Origin of the sequence: Streptomyces sp. NPDC048192, assembly GCF_043202415.1 — a bacterium.
In the GTDB taxonomy this organism is placed as follows: Bacteria; Actinomycetota; Actinomycetes; order Streptomycetales; family Streptomycetaceae; genus Streptomyces.
The window spans coordinates 60,825-82,323 of the sequence record NZ_JBIDAL010000007.1 but is presented as its reverse complement, the minus strand read 5'-3'; the positions used below and the strand labels follow the sequence as shown (position 1 = coordinate 82,323).

Sequence of the window (21,499 nt, the reverse complement as noted above, 5' to 3'; positions counted from 1 at the left end):
CAAACGGAGGCGTTCATACGGCTACCGAGCGTGACGGGCGCTGCGTCGGGTGCGCTGCGGGGCCGGGCCGGGCCGGGCCGACGGCAGTGCGCCGGTGTGTGCGTGTGCCCCGGCCGGGGAACCTCGTCCAACCGGGTGTGCACCGGTGAGAGGAGCCCAGGTGACGAGGTCGGCTGCGGGCGGGCGGCACCAGGACGCCGCGGAGGCCGGGTACGAGCCGGATCCGAACCGGTGGCGGGCCCTGTGGGTCACCCTGGTGGCCGGCTTCATGAGCCTGCTGGACGTGACGATCGTGGCGGTCGCCCTGCCCACCGTCCAGCGTGATCTGCACGCCTCGCCCGCGCAGGTGCAGTGGGTGGTGTCCGGTTACGCCCTCACCTTCGGCCTGGCCCTCGTCACCGCCGGCCGCCTCGGGGACGCGCTGGACCGGCGCCGCATCTTCCTGCTGGTCCTCAGCGGTTTCGTGGTCTTCAGCGCGGCCTGCGGAGCGGCCCCGGACATCACGCTGCTGGTGGTGGCCCGGCTCGCGCAGGGGCTGGCGGCGGGCTTCATGGCGCCGCAGAACTCCGCGCTCATCCAGCAGATGTTCCGCGGCGCCGAGCGCGGGCGCGCCTTCGGCTTCTTCGGCGCCACGGTCGGTCTGTCGGCGGCCACCGGGCCGATCACCGGCGGCGCCATCCTGGCCCTGGCCTCCGGCCCCCAGGGCTGGCGGTGGATCTTCTACGTCAACGTGCCCATCGGCGTCCTGGCCGTCCTCCTCGGCCGTCGCCTGCTGCCCCGCACCCGGCGCTCCGGCCGCGGACACCTGGACGTGCCGGGGATCCTGCTGCTCGGTCTCGGTGTCCTCGCGCTGATGTACCCGCTGGTCCAGGCGGACTCAGGGGGCATCGGCCGCGTGTGGTGGCTGTTCCCGGCCGGCGCGGCGATCCTCTGCGTCTTCGCGTGGTGGCAGCGCCGGCTCGTCGCCCGGGGTGCCCAGCCGCTGCTCGACCCGCGGCTGTTCACCACCGTGCGCGGGTACGCCGTCGGGGCCGGCGTCGGCACGCTGTACTTCATCGGGTTCAGCGGCGTGTGGCTGGTCTTCGCGCTGTTCTACCAGCACGGGCTCGGCTACTCGCCGCTGCGCTCCGGGCTCGCCGTGACCCCCTTCGCGCTGGGCTCGGCGGGCTCGTCCGTGGTCGCCGGCCGGCTGGTGGACCGGTTCGGCCGGCTGCTCACCGTCTGCGGCCTCACCGCCGTGATCGTGGGCCTGGGCGGCACGGCGCTGCTGCTCCGCCTCGCGCCCCTCGGCATCGCGCCCTGGGCCGCCATGCCGGTCCTGTTCCTGGCCGGGGTGGGCAGCGGCTCGGTCGTCTCCCCCAACATCACCATGACGCTGCGGGACGTGCCGGTGCGCATGGCGGGCGCGGCGGGCGGCGCCCTGCAGACCGGGCAGCGCCTGGGCGCCGCGGTCGGCACCGCCGCCCTGCCCGGCATCTTCTACCTGGTCCTCGGCAGGGCCGGCGACTACCGCGCCGCCCTCGCCACCGCGCTGGGCTCCGCCCTCGCCGGCATGGCGGCGGCCCTGGCGCTCGCGGCGTTCGACTGGAAACACGACCGGCGCAGACCCCACCCACACGGAAGCCGCCCGGACGGGGTCGCGAACGACCCCATGCACTCCCAGCAGACGTGACCTGACCGCCCGGTCCGGCAGCGCCGCCTGCGGGCGGGACCCCGGCGGCGCCCCAGGCGATCGACAACTCGGAAGACCTGCGGGCGACTTGCCCTGCGGGCCAGCTGCGCCCGCCTTCGCCGAAGCGCCCCGGCGCCCCGGCCGCGCGCAGCATCCGGCGCGCGCCCAGCGAACGACGACTCGGCAAACGTGCAAGCGCGCGGCCGCGCAATCCAGCCCGTGGGTCCGCGCGAACCGGCGGAGCCCACCTACGGGCGCGCCCCGGCGTCGCCCGCACCCGGCGCACCAGGCGAAACACCCGCCGGCAGGATTGCCGGATTGCCACCGCGCGACCCAGCCCGGCGGCCCCCGCGGGGCCCTCAATGTCGCCTCCGGGCGGCGCCCCGGCGCCCCTGCGGCACGCAGCATCCGGCGGGCGGCCGCGCGACCCAGCCCGTCGGCCCGCGCGAGCCGACGGAGCCCGCCTGCGGGCGCGCCTCCGGCGACCCCAGCACCCGGCGCACCCGCGGACGGCAACCCGGCAGGTCTGCGGGCGTCCCGGCCGACGACTCGCGGCCTCCTGCCGCGCGGGGCGGCGCCATTGCCGGTGTGCAGGTCGGCGAGCTCGGCGGGGCGGAGAGCCGTAGCAGCCCGGTGGTCATGGCGGCGCCTGCGTCTCCCGGCGCGGGCCGGTGACGGCAGCGTCAGCGGGTGGTGGTGCCCGGTTCGGGTGTGGGGGTGCCGAGGGTCTGGGCCTCTCGTTCCTCGCGGTTCACCCAGGACCAGGTGAGGGCCGCCGCGGCGATGCCGATGGGCAGCATGCCGACGATCATGGTCAGGCCCTCCGCGGAGCGGCCCGTGGCGACGACGCCCACGGCGGGCAGGTCCAGCAGGGGCGTGGCGAGGAACAGGTACAGGCAGCGGCCGGGGTCGTCGAGGCGGTGCCGGGTGCGGGCGAGGACCGGGATCCAGAACAGGACGGCGGCGGCGAGCAGGGCGGGTTCCTCCGCCAGGGCGCCGCCGGGCGCGCGCAGGCCGGCGTCCGCGCCGAGGACGGCCCCGGCGTGCACCAGCACCAGCAGGGGCAGGGCCACGGGCGCGGGGACGCTGAACCGCTCCCACAGCGGGGAGCGCCGCAGCAGGTGGACGGCGCCGGGGACCACGGCGGCGACCAGGACGGCGGAGAAGGCCATCGGCAGGACGGACGTGTGCGCCGAGTGGTCCATGGCGTGGCTCACCTCTCCCGGGCCGTCGTACCGCGCACCGCGAGGGCCGCGGAGACGGCCAGCAGCGGTACGGCGACGGCGCACAGCCAGCGGCCGTAGACGAAGCACAGGGCGACCAGCAGCAGGCCGGCCGCCGCGGGCAGGACGGCGCCCGCGCCCCGGTCGGGCACCCGATAGCGGACGTGCTCGTCGGGGGCCGTGCGGGAGGACACCAGCACGGCCACGGCGGCCAGTTCGAGGACCAGGACGACGCCGCCCCACAGCCAGAAGACCAGCGCGCTCTCGCCGTAGACCGCGAGGACGGCGAGGAGGACACCGTTCAGCAGGCCCCAGCCGGCCACCACCACCGCGGACAGGTGTCGTTTCACGTGCCGCTCCTCTCCCGCTGCCGCAGGTCCAGCAGCGGGGCGAAGCTGCTGACCGGCGGCAGCGGCCGGTCGGCCGGGAAGTTCAGCCGCGGCGGCGGGGAGGTGGTCGCCCATTCCAGGGTGTGCGCCTCCCACGGGTCGTCACCGGCGGGTTCGGCCCGCCCCAGAGCGCGCCTGCGCAGGGTCCACAGCACGTTGACGGCGAACACGGTCATGCCGGCGGCGAGGAAGGCGGCGCCGGCGGTCGCGAGCAGGTTCAGCAGGCCGAACCCGTCGAAGGCCGCGTAGGTGGCGACCCGGCGCGGCATGCCGAGGTAGCCGAGGGCGAACATCGGCAGGAACGTCAGATTGGTGCCCACCACCAGCAGCCAGAAGTGGACGCGGCCCATGCGTTCGTCGAGCAGGGTGCCGGTGACCTTCGGGAACCAGAAGTACACGGCGGCGAAGAGGCCGAACGCGCTGCCGGCGAAGAGCACGTAGTGCAGATGGGCCACGACGAAGTAGCTGTCGGTGACGTGGTAGTCGATCACCGGGGTGCCGACCATGATGCCGGTGAGGCCGCCGATCAGGAACTGCGGGACGAACGCGAGCGCGAACAGCATCGGCGTGCGCAGCCGCAGCCGGCCGCCGAGGAGCGTGCCGAGCATGCCGAAGTACTCGACCCCCGCCGGGACGAGCAGGGCGATGGAGGTCAGCGAGTAGTAGTCGTTCGCCGCCTGGCCGGTGGCGAACATGTGGTGGCCCCACACGCTCATCGACAGCGCGGCGAACACCAGCAGCGACAGCGCGGTGCCCTTGTAGCCGAAGAAGCGGCGGCCGGAGAACACCGCCAGTACCTCGGCGACGGCGGCCAGGTACGGGAAGAACATCACGTACACGACGGGGTGGCCGTAGAACCAGAAGATGTGCTGGTAGCCGATGTTCCACACGTTGGAGGCGAAGACCGAGGGATCGGCCCGGCCCACGGCGAGCAGGGCGAGCGCGGCGAGCAGGGCCGGGAAGGCGCCGATCACCATCAGGCAGGTGGCGATCATCGACCAGCAGAAGACGGGCAGCCGGAGCATGGTCATCCCGCGGGTGCGGCGGCGCAGCACGGTCCACAGCACGGCCCAGCCCATCAGGATGGTTCCGGTGACCGCGAGGAGGACGCCGGCGATCCACAGGTCGGTGCCGGCGCCCGGCGAGTGCGTGCTGTCGGCCATCGGCGGATAGGAGAACCAGCCGTCGGCCGCCGCCCCGGTGGGGGTGGCGAAACCGGCCAGCATGGTGAGCGCGCCGAACACGTAGAGCCAGTAGCCGAGCAGGGTCAGGCGGGGCAGCGCCATGCCGGGGGCGCCGATCTGCAGGGGCACCAGGTAGACGCCCATGCCGATCGCGAACGGGGTCATGACCATGTAGATCATGCCGGAGCCGTGGATCGTGAACAGCTGGTTGTACGTCTGCGGGGTCAGGAAGCTCTCGTCGGGCTGGGCGAGCTGACCCCGCATGAAGAGGGCGAAGACGCCGTAGACCAGCATGAGGACCAGGGAGGTGCCGGCGGTCAGCAGACCGATGCGCTTGTGGTCGGTGGTGGAGACCCAGCCGAGCCAGCCGCCCGGCGGCACCGGGCGGCCCGCGTCGCCGCGCTGCTCGGCGGCGGGTGGCGCGACCGTCATACGGCAGCGCTCCCGCCGTGCGCCCAGCGGTCGTACTCCCGGGGCGGGACCGCCTTGATCCAGAAGTCCATGGTGGCGTGCCGCTGTCCGCAGAACTCCGCGCACCGCCCGCGCCAGCGGCCCGCCCGGTCCAGGGTGAGGGTGAAGGTGTTCACGTGGTGCGGGAAGGCGTCCATCTTGTACCGCAGGTCCGGCACCCAGAGAGAGTGGATGACGTCCCGGGAGGTGATGCGCAGCTGCACCGTGCGGCCGGTCGGCACGACCAGTGTGGGGATGTCCTTGCCCTTGCAGGTGCCGGTGACGCTGCGGTGCGCCGGGGACTGCGGATAGCCGAAGGTCCAGCACCACTGGAAGCCGGTGACGTCGACGCGCAGCGGTGCCGGGTCGGCCGCGTCGTGTTCGCGGTGGTTCTGCCAGGCGGTCCAGGCCACCAGGAAGACCGCGAAGGCGGCGAGGGCGCCGACGTAGAAGGCCTCCAGCCGGGGCCGTTCGGGCCGGTCCGAGGCCTCGGAGCGGCGCCGTGCCAGTGCCCAGGCGAGGACGCCGAGGATCACCAGGAACACGCCGGCGGCGACGATCGCCTCCAGCGCGAAGACGCTGCCGAAGATCTGACGCTGTCTCACCGGGCCACCGCCTTCACGCCGCCGGGCGCCGCGGCCGGCCGCCCGCCGAGTGCCGCCGGCGTCGTGCCGGCGGGCGTCGCCGCCGTCACCCCGATGCCCCTGACGCTCATGCGATCACTCCCGTCACCTCCGTCGGGACCGTGGCCATCCGGACATTACGGGCACCCGGTACGGTCCGTGCGCCGACACACCAGCGGCGGAGTTTCCCGGCTCGCCGCCCTCACACCTGCCGGTGTCCGTTTGGTCACCGCCGGTGCGGGTACTCCACGGCTCACCGCGGCCGGAGATGCCGTGGCGGCCGGGCTGCGGGAAAATCGAGGCACCGAGCGGGAGGAGTGGCCGTGGGCGTACGCACCTGGATCGGCTCCTGGCCGGTCTACCGCCAGTTGACGGGCACCGATCCGCTGGGCCGGGGCGCGGCGGCGAAGAGCGCGCGCAGTGAGCGCCTCACGCCCCGCGTGGCCGACGCCGATCAGGTCGTGAAGTCCGTCTGCCCGTACTGCGCGGTGGGCTGCGGCCAGAACGTGTACGTCAAGGACGGCCGGGTCACCCAGATCGAGGGCGACCCGGACTCCCCCGTCTCGCGCGGCCGGCTGTGCCCCAAGGGTTCGGCGAGCCTGCAGCTGACGACCGGGGACGCCCGTGAGCACCAGGTGCTCTACCGGCGCCCGCACGGCACCGAGTGGGAGCGCCTCGACCTGGACACGGCGATGGACATGATCGCCGACCGGGTGATCGAGGCCCGCCGGGCGGGCTGGCAGTGGGAGGTCGACGAGACCCGCACCCGGCGCACGCTCGGCATCGCCAGCCTGGGCGGGGCCACCCTCGACAACGAAGAGAACTACCTGATCAAGAAGCTGTTCACGGCGCTCGGAGCGATCCAGATCGAGAACCAGGCGCGCGTTTGACACTCCTCCACCGTTCCCGGTCTGGGAACCTCGTTCGGACGCGGCGGCGCGACCACCTTCCAGCAGGACCTGCAGAACGCGGACTGCATCGTCATCGAGGGCTCGAACATGGCCGAGTGCCATCCGGTCGGGTTCCAGTGGGTGATGGAGGCCAAGGCGCGGGGCGCGAAGGTCATCCACGTCGATCCGCGCTTCACCCGCACCAGCGCGCTGGCCGACGTCCATGTGCCGCTGCGCGCGGGCACCGACATCGCCTTCCTCGGCGGGATCATCCACTACGTGCTGGAACACGAGAAGTACTTCCGCGACTACCTCGTGGCCTACAGCAACGCTCCGGTGATCCTGCGCGAGGACTTCCGCGACACCGAGGACCTGGCCGGGGTGTTCTCGGGCCTCGACGCCCGGAACCGGTCCTACGACAACGGCAGCTGGCAGTACGAGGGCACGGAGGTGCAGGCGGCCTCCGGTGAGCGCGACCAGGAGTACGAGGAGCGCACCGGCGGCGGCAGCTCGGTGTCCGAGGCGGCGCGCGGCGAGGCGCACGGCTCCGGCGGCGCGGTCATCGGCGAGGGCGAGCCGGAGCGGGACGAGACCCTGGCCCATCCGCGGTGTGTGTTCCAGCTGCTCAGGCGGCACTACGCCCGCTACACACCGGAGCTGGTGGAGGAGGTCTGCGGGGTGCCGCAGGACCTGTTCCGGCAGGTGTGCGAGCTGGTCACGGAGAACTCCGGCCGCGACCGGACCACGGCGTTCGCCTATTCGGTCGGCTGGACGCAGCACACGGTGGGCGTGCAGTACATCCGTGCGGCGTCGGTGCTGCAGACCCTGCTCGGCAACATCGGCCGGCCGGGCGGCGGCATCCTCGCGCTGCGCGGGCACGCCTCCATCCAGGGCTCCACGGACATCCCGACCCTGTTCAACCTGCTGCCGGGCTACATCCCGATGCCGCACGCGCACCAGAACCAGGACCTGGAGGCCTTCGTGCAGGCCGAGGCGGCCCACAAGGGCTACTGGGGCAACATGCGCTCGTACCTGGTGAGTCTGCTCAAGGCGTACTGGGGCGACGCGGCGAGCGCGGACAACGACTTCTGCTTCGACTACCTGCCCCGGCTGACCGGCAGCCACTCGACGTACGAGACGGCCATGGCCCAGCGGGAAGGCACCTGCAAGGGCTACTTCCTGTACGGCGAGAACCCGGCGGTCGGCAACGCCAACTCCAAGCTGATGCGGCTCGGCATGGCGAACCTGGACTGGCTGGTCGTGCGCGACTTCTCCCTGATCGAGTCGGCGACCTGGTGGAAGGACGGGCCCGAGATCGACACCGGGGAGCTGCGCACCGAGGACATCCGCACCGAGGTGTTCTTCCTGCCGGCCGCCGCGCACACCGAGAAGGACGGCAGCTTCACCAACACCCAGCGGCTGCTGCAGTGGCACCACCAGGCGGTCGAGCCGCCCGGCGAGGCGCGCAGCGACCTGTGGTTCACCTACCACCTGGGGCGGATCATCCGGGAGAAGCTCGCGGGATCCGCCGACGAGATGGACCGGCCGGTGCTCGACCTGGCCTGGGACTACCCGACGAAGGGCCAGCACGCCGAGCCGGACGCGGAGGCCGTGCTCGCCGAGATCAACGGCCGGGACGCCGAGGGCCGTCCGCTGTCCTCGTACGAGGAGCTGAAGGGCGACGGCTCGACCGCCTGCGGCTGCTGGATCTACTGCGGGGTGTACGCCGACGGCGTCAACCAGGCCGCCCGCCGCAGGCCGGGCCGGGAACAGGACTGGGTGGCGGCCGAGTGGGCGTGGGCCTGGCCGGCCAACCGCCGGATCCTGTACAACCGCGCCTCCGCCGACCCGCAGGGCAGGCCGTGGAGCGAGCGCAAGGCGCTGGTGTGGTGGGACGCGGAGAAGGGCGAGTGGACCGGGCACGACGTGCCCGACTTCAAGAAGGACAAGTCGCCCGATCACGATCCGCCCGAGGACGCGACCGGCCCGGAGGCACTGACCGGCACGGACGCGTTCATCATGCAGGCCGACGGCAAGGCCTGGCTGTACGTGCCGTCCGGCCTGACCGACGGCCCGCTGCCCACCCACTACGAGCCGCAGGACTCGCCGTTCCCGAACCTGCTCTACGACCAGCAGCGCAATCCCGTACGGCAGTTGATGCCGTCGATGCCCGACAACCGCTACCAGCCGAGCGGTGACGAACCGGGCTCCGAGGTGTTCCCGTTCGTCGCCACCACCTACCGGCTCACGGAGCACCACACGGCGGGCGGCATGTCCCGCTGGCAGCCGTATCTCGCGGAGCTGCAACCGGAGTTCTTCTGCGAGGTCTCCCCCGAGCTGGCGGCCGAGCGGGGCCTGGAGCACACCGGGTGGGCGACGATCGTCAGCGCGCGCGGGGTGATCGAGGCACGGGTGCTGGTGACGGACCGGATGGCGCCGCTGACGGTGCAGGGCCGCCGGCTGCACCAGGTGGGGCTGCCGTACCACTGGGGGCCCAACGGCTACAGCACCGGGGACGCGGCCAACGAGCTGCTGCACCTGTCCCTGGACCCGAACACCCACATCCAGGAGACGAAGGCGTTCGCCGTGGACATCCGTCCGGGCCGCAGGCCCCGGGGCCCGGCGTCCGTGGAGCTGGTGCGGGCCTACCGGACGCGGGCGGGCATCGACGAGCACACGGGTACGGAGCCTTAGCGGCCCCCGCTCGCAGCGGCCCTAGCGCAGGACGACCGAGTGGGAGCCGCGCGGCACCAGTTCCCCCACGACCGGCGCCCCGGGCACCTCCCCGGCGATCAGCAGGCCGCCGGAGGTCTGGGCGTCGGCCAGCAGCAGCCGGGTCTCCTCGTCGGTGCCGCCGAAGTCGGTGTGCGGGGCGACCCATTCCAGGTTGCGCCGGGTGCCGCCGCTGACGTACCCGTCGCGTACGGCCTCCCGGGCGCCGTCCAGGTACGGCACGGCCGCGGTGTCGACCACGGCGGTCACGCCGGAGGCCCGCGCCAGCTTGTGGAGATGGCCGAGGAACCCGAACCCGGTGACGTCGGTGGCGCAGGCGGCCCCGGCCGCGAGGGCGGCCTCGGCGGCGTCCCGGTTGAGCGCGGTCATGGTGGCGACGGCCTGCTCGAACCGTTCGCCGGTGGCCTTGTGCCGGTTGTTCAGCACGCCGACGCCCAGCGGCTTGGTCAGGCACAGCGGCAGCCCCGGCCGGCCGGCGTCGTTGCGCAGCAGCCGGCCGGGGTCGGCGAGGCCGGTGACGGCCATGCCGTACTTCGGCTCCGGGTCGTCGACGCTGTGCCCGCCGCCGACATGGCAGCCGGCCTCGGTGGCGATGTCCAGGCCGCCGCGCAGCACCTCGCGGGCCAGGTCGAAGGGGAGCCGGTCGCGGGGCCAGGCCAGCAGGTTCACGGCGAGCACCGGCCGGCCGCCCATGGCGTACACGTCGGACAGGGCGTTGGCGGCGGCGATGCGTCCCCAGTCGTAGGGGTCGTCCACGACCGGGGTGAAGAAGTCGGCCGTGCAGACGAGTGCCGTTCCCCGGTGCGTGACGACGGCGGCGTCGTCGCCGGTGGCGAGCCCGACCAGCAGCGGGGTGTCGCCGCCGGCGAGCGGGGGCGCGGTCAGCCCGGCGACCACCTCCTCCAGCTCCCCGGGCGGGATCTTGCAGGCGCAGCCGCCGCCGTGGGCGTACTGGGTGAGCCGGACGGGCGCCCGGCGGGTCGGTGCGGATGTCGAGGTCATACCGGCGGTCTCCTGGGGCAGTAGCCTGACGAGCGGTGGAGGCGTGTGGGTGCCTGGTGGCCCTCCCGGTCTTCAAAACCGAGGGGCCCGAGGATCTCGGGCCGGCGGGTTCGATTCCCGTCCGCCTCCGTCCACCGCCTCCGTACGGCAGCGCCGGCGCTGGTCGTCGACGCGCTCGGTGTGTCCCCGGGCGTCCAGGAACTCCAGCAGCGGCACGGCGACCCGGCGGGTGGTGTCCAGCGCCTTGCGTGCCTCGCTGAGCGTGAACGGCTGGGGCAGGGTGCGCAGCACGGCGGCGGCCCGGGCGTCGGCGCCGGGCAGCAGCACGATCCCGTCGGCGATCCGCAGCAGCGCACCGGCCGCGACGGCGGCGGCCAACGCGCGGCGGTCCAGGCCCAGTTCGGCGAGTCGCCCGGCCTCGGGGGCGCGGAAGGGGGCCTGGGCGAGGTCGCGGCGCACGGCGTCGACGGCGGCGCGCACGGGCGGGGGCAGGCCGGGCCGGAGGCCGTCGGCGGGGTACAGCCGGCCCTGGCGGGCCCGGAGCCGGGGGGTGGCCTCGGCGAGCGCGTCGACCAGGGCGCGGTCGGGCAGGCCGAGCAGACGGCGGGCCGCCTCGGTGGGCAGCCCGGGGTCCAGCGGGTGGGCGCGGGCGTGCCGGCCGGCCTCGGCGGCCAGCCGTTCCTTCAGGGTGTTCCAGTACGCGGCGTCGGCCAGCCAGTCCCCGGCGACGGGGCCGACGGGCGCGCCCTTGTCCGCGTCTCCCGCCGAAGCGGTGCGCGCCGGGTCCCCGGCCTCGGACGCGGGAGGCGGCGGCACGCCCATCGCCCGCAGCTCGGCGCACCGGATCAGCCTGCGGCGGCCGAGTTCGGCGGCGGCGTCGGGCCGGCCGGTCATCCGGGCGAGTTCGGCGGCGCGGGCCCGGCCGGCGCCGCGCCGGGTCAGCCGGGGCGGCCGTACGTCGAGGACGGTCACGCCGCAGGGCATCCGTCCGCCGCCCGGTTCGCGCAGCACGGCCCGGTCGCCGACGCGCAGGGGCAGCGCGCGGGCGAGGGTGAGCCGGGCGGTGTCCTCGCCGAACGGCCGGACGGTCACCGGCACGGCGGCGGTGCCGATGTGCAGGGTGACGCAGCGGGGCAGGCCGGCCGCCGGCTCCCCGGCGACGCGCACGTCGATCACCTCGCTGCCCAGCCAGCGGTCCGGGGTCAGCAGCACCTGGCCGCGGCGCAGGGCGCCGTCCCCCGGGCCGTGCACGTTGACCGCCACGCGGGCCACCCCGCTGACCGCAGTGCGGTCCTGGTGCAGGCTCTGCAGTCCGCGCACCCGGAGCACGGCCGAGCCGTCGCCGGTGACCAGCCGGTCGCCGATCCGGAGGGTGCCCGCGCCGAGGGTGCCGGTCACCACGGTGCCGTGTCCGCGCACGGTGAAGGCCCGGTCGAGCCACAGCCGTACGTCGGCGTCGGGGTCAGGGTCGGGCAACTCCCCTGCCAGCCGGGCCAGTTCGCCGCGCAGCTCGTCGAGTCCCGCGCCGGTGACCGCGCTCACGGCGACCGCGGGCGCCTTGCCGAGGCTCGTGCGGGCGAGCCGCTCCACGGCGTCGGCGCGTACGGGTCCGGGGTCGGCGAGGTCGCTGCGGGTCACCGCGAGGACGGCGTGCCGGACGCCGAGCGCGTCGAGGACGGCCAGGTGCTCCTCGGACTGCGGCTGCCAGCCCTGGTCGGCGGCGACCACGAACAGCACGGCGGGGACCGGTCCGACGCCGGCCAGCATGGTGGGCACGAAGCGTTCGTGGCCGGGCACGTCCACGAAGGCGAGGTGGTCGCCGTCCGGGCCGAGCCGCGTCCACACGAAGCCCAGGTCGAGGGTGAGTCCCCGGCGGCGTTCCTCCTCGTACCGGTCGGGTTCCATGCCGGTGAGGGCGCGGACCAGGGCGGACTTGCCGTGGTCGACGTGGCCGGCGGTGGCGAGCACCCGCATCACGCCCGCCCTCCCCCGGCCGGCCGGGCGGAGCGCACGGCGTCGGCCAGCCGTTCGTCGTCGTCCGCCGGCACCGCGCGCAGATCCAGCAGACAGCGGCCCGCCTCCAGCCGCCCCACCACGGGCACCGGGCCGGTGCGCAGCGCGGCGGCGTACGCCTCGGGCAGACAGAGCGCCGCGCTGGGCAGCACGACACCGGGGGCGCCTCCGCCGCCGACCGTGGCGCGGGAGTCGACGGCCCGTACGTCGATGCCGTCGGCGGCGAGAGCACCGGCGAGCCGGTCGGCGCGCTCGCGCAGGCGGGCCGGGTCGGCGGTGAGGGCGCGGGCGGTCGGGGTGGGCGGGCCGGTGAGGGTGGCCTCCAGCGCGGCCAGGGTCAGCTTGTCGACGCGCAGGGCGCGGGCCAGCGGGTGCCGGGCGAGGGAACGCACCAGGTCCCGGTCGCCGAGCAGCAGCCCGCACTGGGGGCCGCCGAGCAGCTTGTCGCCGCTCGCGGTGACGAGCGAGGCGCCGGCCAGCAGCTGGGTCTCGGCGTCGGGTTCCTCGGGCAGCGCCGGGTGCGGGGCGAGCAGCCCGGAGCCGATGTCGACGACGACGGGCACGCCGAGCCCGGCGAGTTCGGCGGTCTCGGCGGACCGGGTGAAGCCGGTGATGCGGAAGTTGGAGGGGTGCACCTTGAGCACGAACCCGGTGTCCGGGCCGATCACGGCGGCGTAGTCGGCGGGGGTCGTGCGGTTGGTGGTACCGACCTCGCGCAGCCGGGCACCGGTGGACACCAGCAGGTCGGGCAGGCGGAAACCGTCGCCGATCTCCACCATCTCGCCCCGGCTGACGACGATCTCCCGGCCGGCCGCGAGGGCGGTGGCGGCGAGGACGAGCGCGGCGGCGCCGTTGTTGACGACGTGCGCGGCTTCCGCCGCCGGGACGCGCTCGGTCAGGGCGGCGAGCGCGGAGCGGCCCCGGCGGGCGCGCACCCCGGTCGCCAGGTCCAGTTCGACGTCCGTGGGCCCCGCCGCCTCCTGGACGGCCTGCCGGGCGGCCGCGGACAGCGGGGCCCGGCCGAGGTTGGTGTGCAGCAGGACGCCGGTGGCGTTGATCACCGGCCGCAGCCCGCTCGCGGTGCCGGGCAGCAGCGCGACGGCCGTCTCCGGCACCTGCTCGGGCCGGATGCCGCCTTCCCGGGCCCGCTGCTGCGCCGCGCGCACGGCGGCCTTCACCACACCGGCGCCGAGCCGCTGCATCGCCGCGGACAGCCGGGGGTCGCGCAGCAGGGCGTCGGTGCGCGGGATACGGCGGCGGGCATCGGCGCCGCCGGGAGGTTGCGCGCTGTCCTCCGGCAGCCGTACGACGCCGTCCGGCGCTCCCGCCGCCCTGGCGTCGGGCCGTGCTTCGCGGTGGGCGCGGGGCCGGTCCGCCGCGCCCGTCGTCCGCTGGTCCATGCCGCGTCCGCTCCTCCGGTCCCGCCCGTGCCCTTCCGGGCCGGCGCCCATCGTCTCCCAGTGCCCCGGACCGGCCGTCCGACACGCCGGAAGGTGGTGACGGCGGGAACCGTCCGGGTACTCGGCGCCGCATGGACGACAGGGACCGTAAGCACGACGACGGCCGTACGCACGGCCAGGGGCACGAGCGGCGGGGCGAGAGCCCGTCGGCCGCCGAGCAGGCCGCACGCCGGCAGCGCGAGAGCGACCGCGAGCGGGCCTCCGCCGAGCCGTTCGACTACCCGTACCCGGAGCGCCGGGCGGGGGTCCGGGCGCGGCGCCATGTGAGCGAGGCCCAGGCGGCCGCGGACATGCCCCCGGGCATCCCGGGCGGCTACGGCACCACCGGCGGCGGCCAGCCCGGTGCCGCCGGCGCCGCGCACCCGCCGACGCCCACGCCCCGCGACATCGGGCCGCGCAAAGGCTCGGCGGAGCCGGGCAGCGACGACGAGGGGCCGGTGAACCGCTCCGGCCGGTGAGGCGGGACGGACCGGCAACGGGCTGCCGAGTGGTGCGGGGGCCGGGCTAAGGGACTCCGCCCGGTGAAGGCGGGCCCGGTCCGCCGCCCATGCCGTCGGGTCCGACGCTGTGCCCGGGCTCGGTGCGGGGCGGTGGCGCCGCGCCGGCGTTGAGGTGTTCCAGGACCTCGACGAGTTCCTGGCATGCCTTCTCCACCGAGCGCCGGGTGTTGCGCTGCTCGGTGATCAGGGCGGACAGCAGGAGCGCGGTCAGGGCCATCGCGCCGTTGAACGCCTGGAGCTTCACCATGATCTCGATCCGGCTCAGGCCGGTGAAGGCCCCGGCATCGTCCGTCGCCGCGACGGTCGCCAGCACGGACGTCGCCAGCGCGCACAGCACACTGCCCGCCAGCTGGAACCGCAGGGCGGCCCAGATGATCAGCGGGTACACGAGGAAGAGCACGCTGATCGAGCTGTAGACGGCCACCGGGACGACCGCGCAGGTGACGACGGCCAGCGCGGTCGCCTCCTTCCAGCGGGCCGGCGAGGGCGGCCAGCGCGCGTTGTGGAGTAACAGCAGCAGGGGCGTGATGAGCAGCACGCCCATGGCGTCGCCGACCCACCAGGCCAGCCAGGCGGGCCAGAAGCTGTGCGCGTTCAGCCTGTGCATGAGCACGAGCAGGCCGGCGCCGGTGGTCGCGCTGATCAGCATCGCGGGCAGAGCGCCCAGGAACACCAGGACGATGCCGTCGCGCAGCCGGCTCAGGTCGGTACGGAAGCGGGCCCGGCGCAGCAGCAGCGCCGCGCACACGGGTGCGAGGGTCTGACCGGCGAGGGTGCCGAGCACGTCGATGCGGGGTGTGTTGACGGCCAGCACGGCGAAGAAGGCGCCGATGGTGATGCCGGGCCAGCAGCGCAGGCCGAGGATCAGCAGGGCGGCGACGGCGACACCCGTCGGCGGCCAGATGGGGCTGACGACCGCGCCCTCGACGGTGAGTTCGCGCAGGAGTCCCAGCCGGGCCGAACCGTAGTAGCAGGCCGCGACGGCCAGCACCTCGACGGCGGAGCCGCCCGGCCGGCGCAGATCGTCGTTACCCACCACAGCAGCCATCTCACACCGAAGGCCCCGGCTCGGCGAGGCGAGACCCGGCGCGGCCAGCCCTATGGCTGAATCCCGGAACCCTTTGCCGACGGCCGGCCGCGCAGCCCGTTCCGCATCCCCCTGGGCCGGTCACACGAACCCGCCACAGGGACTGGCCCCGTCACTCGGGACCTGTCGACCAGAGCACGCCCGTCACACGCGCCCTCCCGGACCCACCGGCCCCGGCGACAGGCGCCTGGCGGGGCCGTCCAGGCCGACGACCAGGACGGCCGCGTCGTCGTCGTGGCCGACGCCCTCGGCGCCCTTCATGACGGCGGCGGCCAGTGCGGGGGCCGCGAGGCCGGCGACGGCGGCGATGCCGGCGAGGTTCACCACCTGCTCCAGGCCGTCGTCGATGTCCAGCGAGGGGCCCTCCACCACTCCGTCGGTGACCAGGACGAAGTGGCCGCCGGTGGTGATCCGGTGCCTGCTCACCGGGAACTCCACGCGCGAGTCGATGCCGAGCGGCGGACCGCCCTCGTCGTCGGCGACGCCGGCCTTGCCGTCCGCCGTGGCCCACACGAACGGGATGTGGCCGGCCCGTGCGCTCTCCAGTACCCCGGTGGCCGGGTCGAGACGCATGAAGGTGCAGGTGGCGAACAGGTCGGCGCCCAGGGACAGCAGCAGGTCGTTGGTGCGGCAGAGCAGTTCGCCGGGATCCCCGGTCACGGAGGCGAGGGCGCGCAGTCCGGCCCGTACCTGGCCCATGAAGGCGGTGGCCTCGATGTTGTGCCCCTGGACGTCGCCGATGGCCAGCCCGATCCGCCCGTCGGGCAGACTGAACGCGTCGTACCAGTCGCCGCCCACGTTGAGGCCGAGGTTGGCCGGTGTGTACCGGACGGCGATGTGCAGTCCGGGCGCCGTCGGCAGGTCGCGCGGGAGCATGCCGCGCTGGAGGGCGATGGCCAGCTCCACCTGGCTGCGCTGCAGCTCCGCGCGCTCCCGTGCCTGGGCGGTGAGCCAGCCGAGTCTGGCCAGCAGCTCGTCGCCTTCGTCCGTGGAGCGCTTGCGGGGCATCGATCACTTCCGGCGAGGCGGTGGCCCTCGACGACGGCCGCCCTGACATTTCGGCAGACGCCTGAATTTTACCCGTACCAGGACATCTCGCCCCGCGGAGGCACGGGCTACGGCTCCCGGTCAGCGCACCTCGGAGTCGATCCCGGTGATGACGGCGGGGCCGAGCGCCGCGCTCCGCTCGTCCAGCCCCGCGTCCCGGAGGGCGGCGTCGGCGACCCGGCGGGCCTCCTCCTCGGCGTGCCGGCCGGTGTCCGCCTCGACGGTGAGGCGGAGCGTGAAGGTGTTGTCCTCGTTGACACTGAGCACGTCCAGGCCCTGGGCGTTGCCCATCCGGGTCCCGTGCGGGTCGGACGGGCCGAGCGTGCCGGCCAGGCGGGCACGGGTGTCCGTCCCGATGTCCGCGGTGAAGGTACCGGGAACGCTGATCACGTACGTCGTCATGGCGATCCTTTCCTCGGGCGTCCCCCGCCTACCCCGATTCACGGCGTTCGCACAACGCCGCCCCTGGGCATGGCGCTCCGGCCCGGGCTCACAGCGGGGAATGGGCCACCACCGTCACGAAGGCGCCGAACAGCAGGGACACCACGGTGAGGCCGCCGTAGACGACCACGGCGTGGGCCGGCCGGACCCGCCAGGTGCGGGTCAGCGCCCGGGCCACGGGGATGAGGAGCGGGAAGGCGGGCAGCAGGAACCGCGGCTTGGAGGAGAAGGAGCCGGAGCCGCCGACCACGAGCAGGACCAGGACCCCGGCGAAGACCACCAGAGGGAGCGGGGCCCGTTCCAGGCAGAGCAGCGCGAACAGCAGCACGCCCGCCGCGACGATCACCAGGGACATCGGGTAGACGGCGCCGCCCCCGTGCAGCAGCAGGGCCTTGACGAACCGCGCCGCGCCGACGCCGAAGTCGAAGCGGGAGTCCCAGGCGCTCTGCACCTTGAAGTAGCCGCCGAGCAGGTCTCCGGTCTGACTGCCCACCCACAGCACGTAGGCGAGCCAGCCCAGCGGGGCGGTCAGGGCGCCGGCCCACAGGCTCGCCGGGACCCTGCCGCGCCGCCGCAGCACCTCGTGGGCGGCGGCGAGGGACACCGCCACCGCGACCGCGAAGCCGCTGGGCCGGGACAGGCCGGCGAGCGCCGCCAGCGCGCCGGCCCACAGCCAGCGGCCCTTGAGCACGCAGTACAGGGACCACACGGCGAGGGCGGCGAACAGCGACTCGGTGTAGGCGATGGTCAGTTCGACGGAGTGCGGCAGGGCGGCCCACAGGGCGACCAGCGCGGTGGCGACCCCGCGCCCGTAGAGATGGTGGCCGACGACGTACACGCCGTACGCCGCCACGCCCGCGGCGGCCCAGGCGATCAGCAGCGCGGCCTGGCCCGGGGTGAACGGCAGCACGGTGGTCAGCGCCCTGATCAGGCCCGGGTACAGCGGGAAGAACGCCCAGTCGCTCTGCACGGCGCCCTGCGGGGTGATCCAGATCTTGTGGCCGTAGCCCTGGGCGGCGATGTGCAGGTACCAGCGGGAGTCCCAGGAGTGGGCGAAGCTCTTGACGAGCGGGTGCCCTCTGACGGCGTTCGTGAGGACCACCACGAGGATCCCGGCGAGCCGGACGGCGGCGAACAGGGCGAGGGCCGGGAGGGCCCCGTCGGGGACTCCGCGCCGGGCGAGCCGTGACAACGCCGGGGGACCGAGGGGCCGGGACGGGGCGGCGGCGTCGCGCCGCGGTACGGAGGAGGTGCTCACTCTGTTGACCTTGGGCACGCCAGGTAAGACGTGCAATCCGCGACCCGGGTTTCTTACGGACTTCCACCCTGATTCAGGAATGAGTCAAGGAATGGGTGCATTTCCCTTACTCCGCCTCCCCCGGACGGAGCAGCTGAGAGGTGTGGTTACCATATGAGCGCTCCCTAGCTCGAAAGATGGATCCGTGACTGTCAACGACGACTCGTTCACCAACTGGAAGATCCGCGAGGAGATCGCGGAGGCGATGATCCCGCTCATCGGGAAGCTGCACCGCGAGCGGGACGTGACCGTCCTGCTGCACAGCCGCTCCCTGGTGAACAAGTCGGTGGTCAGCATCCTCAAGACCCACCGCTTCGCCCGGCAGATCGACGGCGCGGAACTGTCGGTCACGGAGACCATGCCGTTCCTCGAGGCCCTGACCGCCCTCGACCTCGGCCCCTCCCAGATCGACCTCGGCATGCTGGCCACCACCTACAAGGCCGACGACCGCGGCCTGAGCGTGGCCGAGTTCACCGCCGAGGCGGTCGCCGGCGCCACCGGCGCCAACAAGATCGAGCGCCGTGAGCCGCGCGACGTCGTGCTGTACGGCTTCGGGCGCATCGGCCGGCTCGTCGCCCGGCTGCTGATCGAGAAGGCCGGCTCCGGCAACGGCCTGCGGCTGCGCGCCATCGTGGTGCGCGGCGGCGGCGCCCAGGACATCGTCAAGCGCGCCTCGCTGCTGCGCCGCGACTCCATCCACGGCCAGTTCCAGGGCACGATCACCGTGGACGAGGAGACCAGCACGATCGTCGCCAACGGCAACGCGATCAAGGTGATCTACGCCGACGACCCGTCGCACGTGGACTACACCGAGTACGGCATCCGGGACGCCATCCTCATCGACAACACCGGCAAGTGGCGCGACCGCGAGGGCCTGTCGAAGCACCTGCGTCCCGGCATCGAGAAGGTCGTGCTGACCGCGCCGGGCAAGGGCGACGTCCCGAACATCGTGCACGGCGTCAACCACGACACCATCAAGCCGGACGAGCAGATCCTGTCCTGCGCCTCCTGCACCACCAACGCGATCGTGCCGCCGCTGAAGGCGATGGACGACGAGTACGGGGTGCTGCGCGGCCACGTGGAGACCGTCCATTCGTTCACCAACGACCAGAACCTGCTGGACAATTACCACAAGTCCCAGCGCCGTGGCCGCTCCGCGCCGCTCAACATGGTCATCACCGAGACCGGCGCCGCCTCCGCCGTCGCCAAGGCGCTGCCGGACCTCAAGGCGAAGATCAGCGGCAGCTCCATCCGCGTGCCCGTGCCGGACGTCTCCATCGCGATCCTCAACCTCCAGCTGGCCCGCGAGACCACCCGCGAGGAGGTCCACGACTACCTGCGCGAGGTGTCGCTGACCTCGCCGCTCAAGCGCCAGATCGACTTCATCACGGCGCCCGACGCGGTCTCCAGCGACTTCATCGGCTCCCGCCACGCCTCGATCGTGGACGCCGGCGCGCTCAAGGTCGACGGCGACAACGCGATCCTCTACCTCTGGTACGACAACGAGTTCGGCTACTCCTGCCAGGTCGTCCGGGTCGTGCAGTACGTCTCGGGCGTGGAGTACCCGACCTTCCCCGCGACGTCGGTCTGACCCCGCTCGTCTCCCGGCCCACGGCCGCCGACCGGATTCCGGTCGGCGGCCGTGCCGTTTCTGGCCAACCAGTTTGCCTAAAAGCTTTAGGAAGTTTCATACTCGCTTATGGCAGAGAAGGGAGAGGTGATGGTGCGCGCAGGGCTGACCACCGAGCGCCTGGTGATTGCGGGCGCGGAACTCGCCGACGAGGTCGGCTTCGACCAGGTGACCGTGTCGGCGCTGGCCCGGCGGTTCGACGTGAAGGTCGCGAGTCTGTACTCGCACCTGAAGAACTCCCAGGACCTCAAGACCCGGATCGCGCTGCTGGCGCTGGAGGAGATGGCCGACCGCGCCGCCGACGCGCTCGCCGGCCGGGCCGGCAAGGACGCCCTCGCCGCCTTCGCCGACGTGTACCGCGACTACGCCCGCCGCCACCCCGGCCGCTACGCGGCGGCCCGGTACCCGCTGGACTCCGAGACGGCCGCCGCGAGCGCCGGCCCGCGGCACGCCCAGCTGACCCGGGCGATCCTGCGCGGCTACGACCTGGCCGAACCCGACCAGACGCACGCCGTCCGCCTCCTCGGCAGCGTGTTCCACGGCTACGTCAGCCTTGAGTCGGCCGGCGGATTCAGCCACAGCGCCCCCGACTCCCAGGAGTCCTGGACCCGGATCCTGGACGCCCTCGACTCCCTGCTGCGCCACTGGCCCACCCCCTGAACCCCGAGAAGCAGGCCGACACCATGCACACCGTCCCCCTCAGTCCCGACCTCCTGCGCGGCGCCCTCGACTGGGAACGCACCGCCCACGGCCTGCTGCCGCACCGGCTGCCGGCCCGCGCCCGCGCGCAGTGCGCCGATCCGCAGCTGGCCATGGCGGAGTCCCAGCCCTCCGGCGTACGGCTGGTGCTGCGCACCCGCGCCACCGCGATCGAGCTGGACACCCTGCCGACCAAGCGCGTCTACGCCGGCGCGCCGCCCCGCCCGGACGGGGTGTACGACCTGCTCGTCGACGGGCGCCCGGCGGGCAGCGCCGTCGTGGCGGGCGGCAACACGCTCACGATCGACATGACGACCGGCAGCGCCGAGCACCGGCCGGGCGAGCCCGGCACCGTGCGGTTCTCCGGGCTGCCCGGCACCCTGAAGGTCGTGGAGATCTGGCTGCCGCACAACGAGACCACCGAGCTGGTCGCCCTGCGCGCCGACGCGCCGGTCGAAGCGGTGCCGGACCAGGGGCGCAGGGTCTGGCTGCACCACGGCAGTTCCATCAGCCACGGCTCCGACGCCGCGAGCCCCACCACCACCTGGCCCGCCCTCGCCGCGTCCCTCGGCGGCGTGGAGCTGATCAATCTGGGGCTGGGCGGCAGCGCACTGCTCGACCCGTTCACCGCGCGCACGCTGCGCGACACCCCGGCCGACGTGATCAGCCTCAAGCTCGGCATCAACGTGGTCAACGCCGATCTGATGCGGCTGCGCGCGTTCGGCCCCGCCGTCCACGGCTTCCTCGACACCATCCGCGACGGGCACCCGGCGACGCCGCTGCTCGTCGTGTCGCCGATCCTGTGCCCCGCCCATGAGGACACGCCGGGCCCCAGCCTTCCGGACTTCTCCGCCGTGAGCGAGGGGCGGCTGCGGTTCGTGGCCGCCGGGGACCCGGCGGAGCGGGCGAGCGGGAAACTGACCCTGGCGGTCATCCGACAGGAGCTGGACCGGATCGTGCGCGAGCGCTCGGCCGAGGATCCGCACCTGCACTACCTCGACGGCCGTGAGCTGTACGGCGAGGCGGACTTCGACGAGCTGCCGCTGCCCGACGGCCTGCACCCGGACGCCGCCGCGCACCGCCGCATGGGCGAACGGTTCGCGGCGCTGGCGTTCGGTCCGGGCGGCGCCTTCGCGGACGGCGCCGCCTGACCCGTACC

Annotated in this window: 16 protein-coding genes, 1 tRNA gene and 1 pseudogene; 7 read left to right on the top strand and 11 right to left on the bottom strand. The window is 73.9% G+C overall.

All coding sequences use genetic code 11. The features are described from left to right. Window positions 1-160: 160 nt before the first annotated feature. Window positions 161-1,672 carry an MFS transporter gene (locus tag ACGFZN_RS16110; RefSeq protein WP_393859082.1) on the top strand — a complete coding sequence of 504 codons (1,512 nt, stop codon included), beginning with the start codon at window positions 161-163 and terminating at the stop codon, window positions 1,670-1,672. Between the two features lie 683 nt (window positions 1,673-2,355). Here the strand turns inward: ACGFZN_RS16110 and ACGFZN_RS16105 are convergent. From ACGFZN_RS16105 to ACGFZN_RS16090, 4 genes are read right to left on the bottom strand one after another with little or no spacing between them, the layout of a single operon-like run. Continuing rightward, window positions 2,356-2,877 (bottom strand): hypothetical protein, encoded by a 522-nt coding sequence (locus ACGFZN_RS16105; protein WP_393859081.1) that lies wholly within the window; start codon window positions 2,875-2,877, stop codon window positions 2,356-2,358. Between the two features lie 8 nt (window positions 2,878-2,885). Continuing rightward, window positions 2,886-3,245, bottom strand: a complete 360-nt coding sequence (locus ACGFZN_RS16100) for a hypothetical protein (RefSeq protein ID WP_393859080.1) — start codon at window positions 3,243-3,245, stop codon at window positions 2,886-2,888. Continuing rightward, window positions 3,242-4,900, bottom strand: coding sequence for a cbb3-type cytochrome c oxidase subunit I (locus ACGFZN_RS16095; RefSeq protein WP_393859079.1), 1,659 nt, complete (start codon window positions 4,898-4,900; stop codon window positions 3,242-3,244). The genes ACGFZN_RS16100 and ACGFZN_RS16095 overlap by 4 nt, the downstream gene beginning before the upstream one ends. Next, window positions 4,897-5,523, bottom strand: coding sequence for a cytochrome c oxidase subunit II (locus ACGFZN_RS16090; protein WP_393859078.1), 627 nt, complete (start codon window positions 5,521-5,523; stop codon window positions 4,897-4,899). Before ACGFZN_RS16090 ends, ACGFZN_RS16095 begins: the two co-directional genes overlap by 4 nt. A gap of 341 nt (window positions 5,524-5,864) precedes the next feature. Between ACGFZN_RS16090 and fdh the strand changes: the two genes are divergently transcribed. Beyond that, a complete protein-coding gene (gene fdh / locus ACGFZN_RS16085) occupies window positions 5,865-9,125 on the top strand; it encodes a formate dehydrogenase (RefSeq protein WP_393859077.1) in 3,261 nt (1,086 codons plus the stop codon). 21 nt (window positions 9,126-9,146) lie between these two features. Here the strand turns inward: fdh and selD are convergent, their stop codons facing one another. Further along, window positions 9,147-10,166 (bottom strand): selenide, water dikinase SelD, encoded by a 1,020-nt coding sequence (gene selD, locus ACGFZN_RS16080; RefSeq protein WP_393859076.1) that lies wholly within the window; start codon window positions 10,164-10,166, stop codon window positions 9,147-9,149. Between the two features lie 37 nt (window positions 10,167-10,203). Here selD and ACGFZN_RS16075 point away from each other — a divergent pair. Further along, window positions 10,204-10,300 (top strand) — tRNA-Sec (locus ACGFZN_RS16075). Window positions 10,301-10,331: 31 nt separating this feature from the next. On the opposite strand, the pseudogene ACGFZN_RS16070 reads toward ACGFZN_RS16075, so the two are convergent. Further along, window positions 10,332-12,140 (bottom strand): annotated as a pseudogene (locus tag ACGFZN_RS16070) (SelB C-terminal domain-containing protein); the annotation flags it as partial. Continuing rightward, window positions 12,140-13,579, bottom strand: a complete 1,440-nt coding sequence (gene selA / locus ACGFZN_RS16065) for an L-seryl-tRNA(Sec) selenium transferase (RefSeq protein WP_393859075.1) — start codon at window positions 13,577-13,579, stop codon at window positions 12,140-12,142. The gene selA and the pseudogene ACGFZN_RS16070, both read right to left, overlap by 1 nt. 131 nt (window positions 13,580-13,710) lie before the next feature. On the opposite strand from selA, the gene ACGFZN_RS16060 reads away from it, so the two are divergent. Further along, window positions 13,711-14,097 (top strand): hypothetical protein, encoded by a 387-nt coding sequence (locus tag ACGFZN_RS16060; RefSeq protein WP_393859074.1) that lies wholly within the window; start codon window positions 13,711-13,713, stop codon window positions 14,095-14,097. 46 nt (window positions 14,098-14,143) lie between these two features. Here the strand turns inward: ACGFZN_RS16060 and ACGFZN_RS16055 are convergent, their stop codons facing one another. From ACGFZN_RS16055 to ACGFZN_RS16040, 4 genes are all read right to left on the bottom strand, one after another. Next, a complete protein-coding gene (locus tag ACGFZN_RS16055) occupies window positions 14,144-15,187 on the bottom strand; it encodes an MASE1 domain-containing protein (RefSeq protein WP_393859073.1) in 1,044 nt (347 codons plus the stop codon). 183 nt (window positions 15,188-15,370) lie between these two features. After that, window positions 15,371-16,234: a PP2C family protein-serine/threonine phosphatase gene (locus ACGFZN_RS16050; protein ID WP_393859072.1), complete on the bottom strand. Its 864-nt coding sequence runs from the start codon at window positions 16,232-16,234 to the stop codon at window positions 15,371-15,373. Between the two features lie 120 nt (window positions 16,235-16,354). Continuing rightward, entirely contained in the window at window positions 16,355-16,675 is a 321-nt protein-coding gene (locus tag ACGFZN_RS16045) for a hypothetical protein (RefSeq protein ID WP_393859071.1), read from the bottom strand. An 88-nt stretch (window positions 16,676-16,763) separates the two neighbouring features. Next, a complete protein-coding gene (locus tag ACGFZN_RS16040; RefSeq protein ID WP_393859070.1) occupies window positions 16,764-17,972 on the bottom strand; it encodes a hypothetical protein in 1,209 nt (402 codons plus the stop codon). 184 nt (window positions 17,973-18,156) lie between these two features. Here ACGFZN_RS16040 and ACGFZN_RS16035 point away from each other — a divergent pair, with 184 nt between their 5' ends. The 3 genes from ACGFZN_RS16035 to ACGFZN_RS16025 all read left to right on the top strand — a co-directional run bounded on the left by ACGFZN_RS16035 (window position 18,157) and on the right by ACGFZN_RS16025 (window position 21,491). After that, window positions 18,157-19,602, top strand: a complete 1,446-nt coding sequence (locus ACGFZN_RS16035; RefSeq protein WP_393859069.1) for a glyceraldehyde-3-phosphate dehydrogenase — start codon at window positions 18,157-18,159, stop codon at window positions 19,600-19,602. Window positions 19,603-19,731: 129 nt separating this feature from the next. Further along, window positions 19,732-20,301, top strand: coding sequence for a TetR/AcrR family transcriptional regulator (locus ACGFZN_RS16030; protein ID WP_393859437.1), 570 nt, complete (start codon window positions 19,732-19,734; stop codon window positions 20,299-20,301). Between the two features lie 23 nt (window positions 20,302-20,324). Beyond that, entirely contained in the window at window positions 20,325-21,491 is a 1,167-nt protein-coding gene (locus ACGFZN_RS16025) for a GDSL-type esterase/lipase family protein (RefSeq protein WP_393859068.1), read from the top strand. Window positions 21,492-21,499 lie beyond the last annotated feature (8 nt).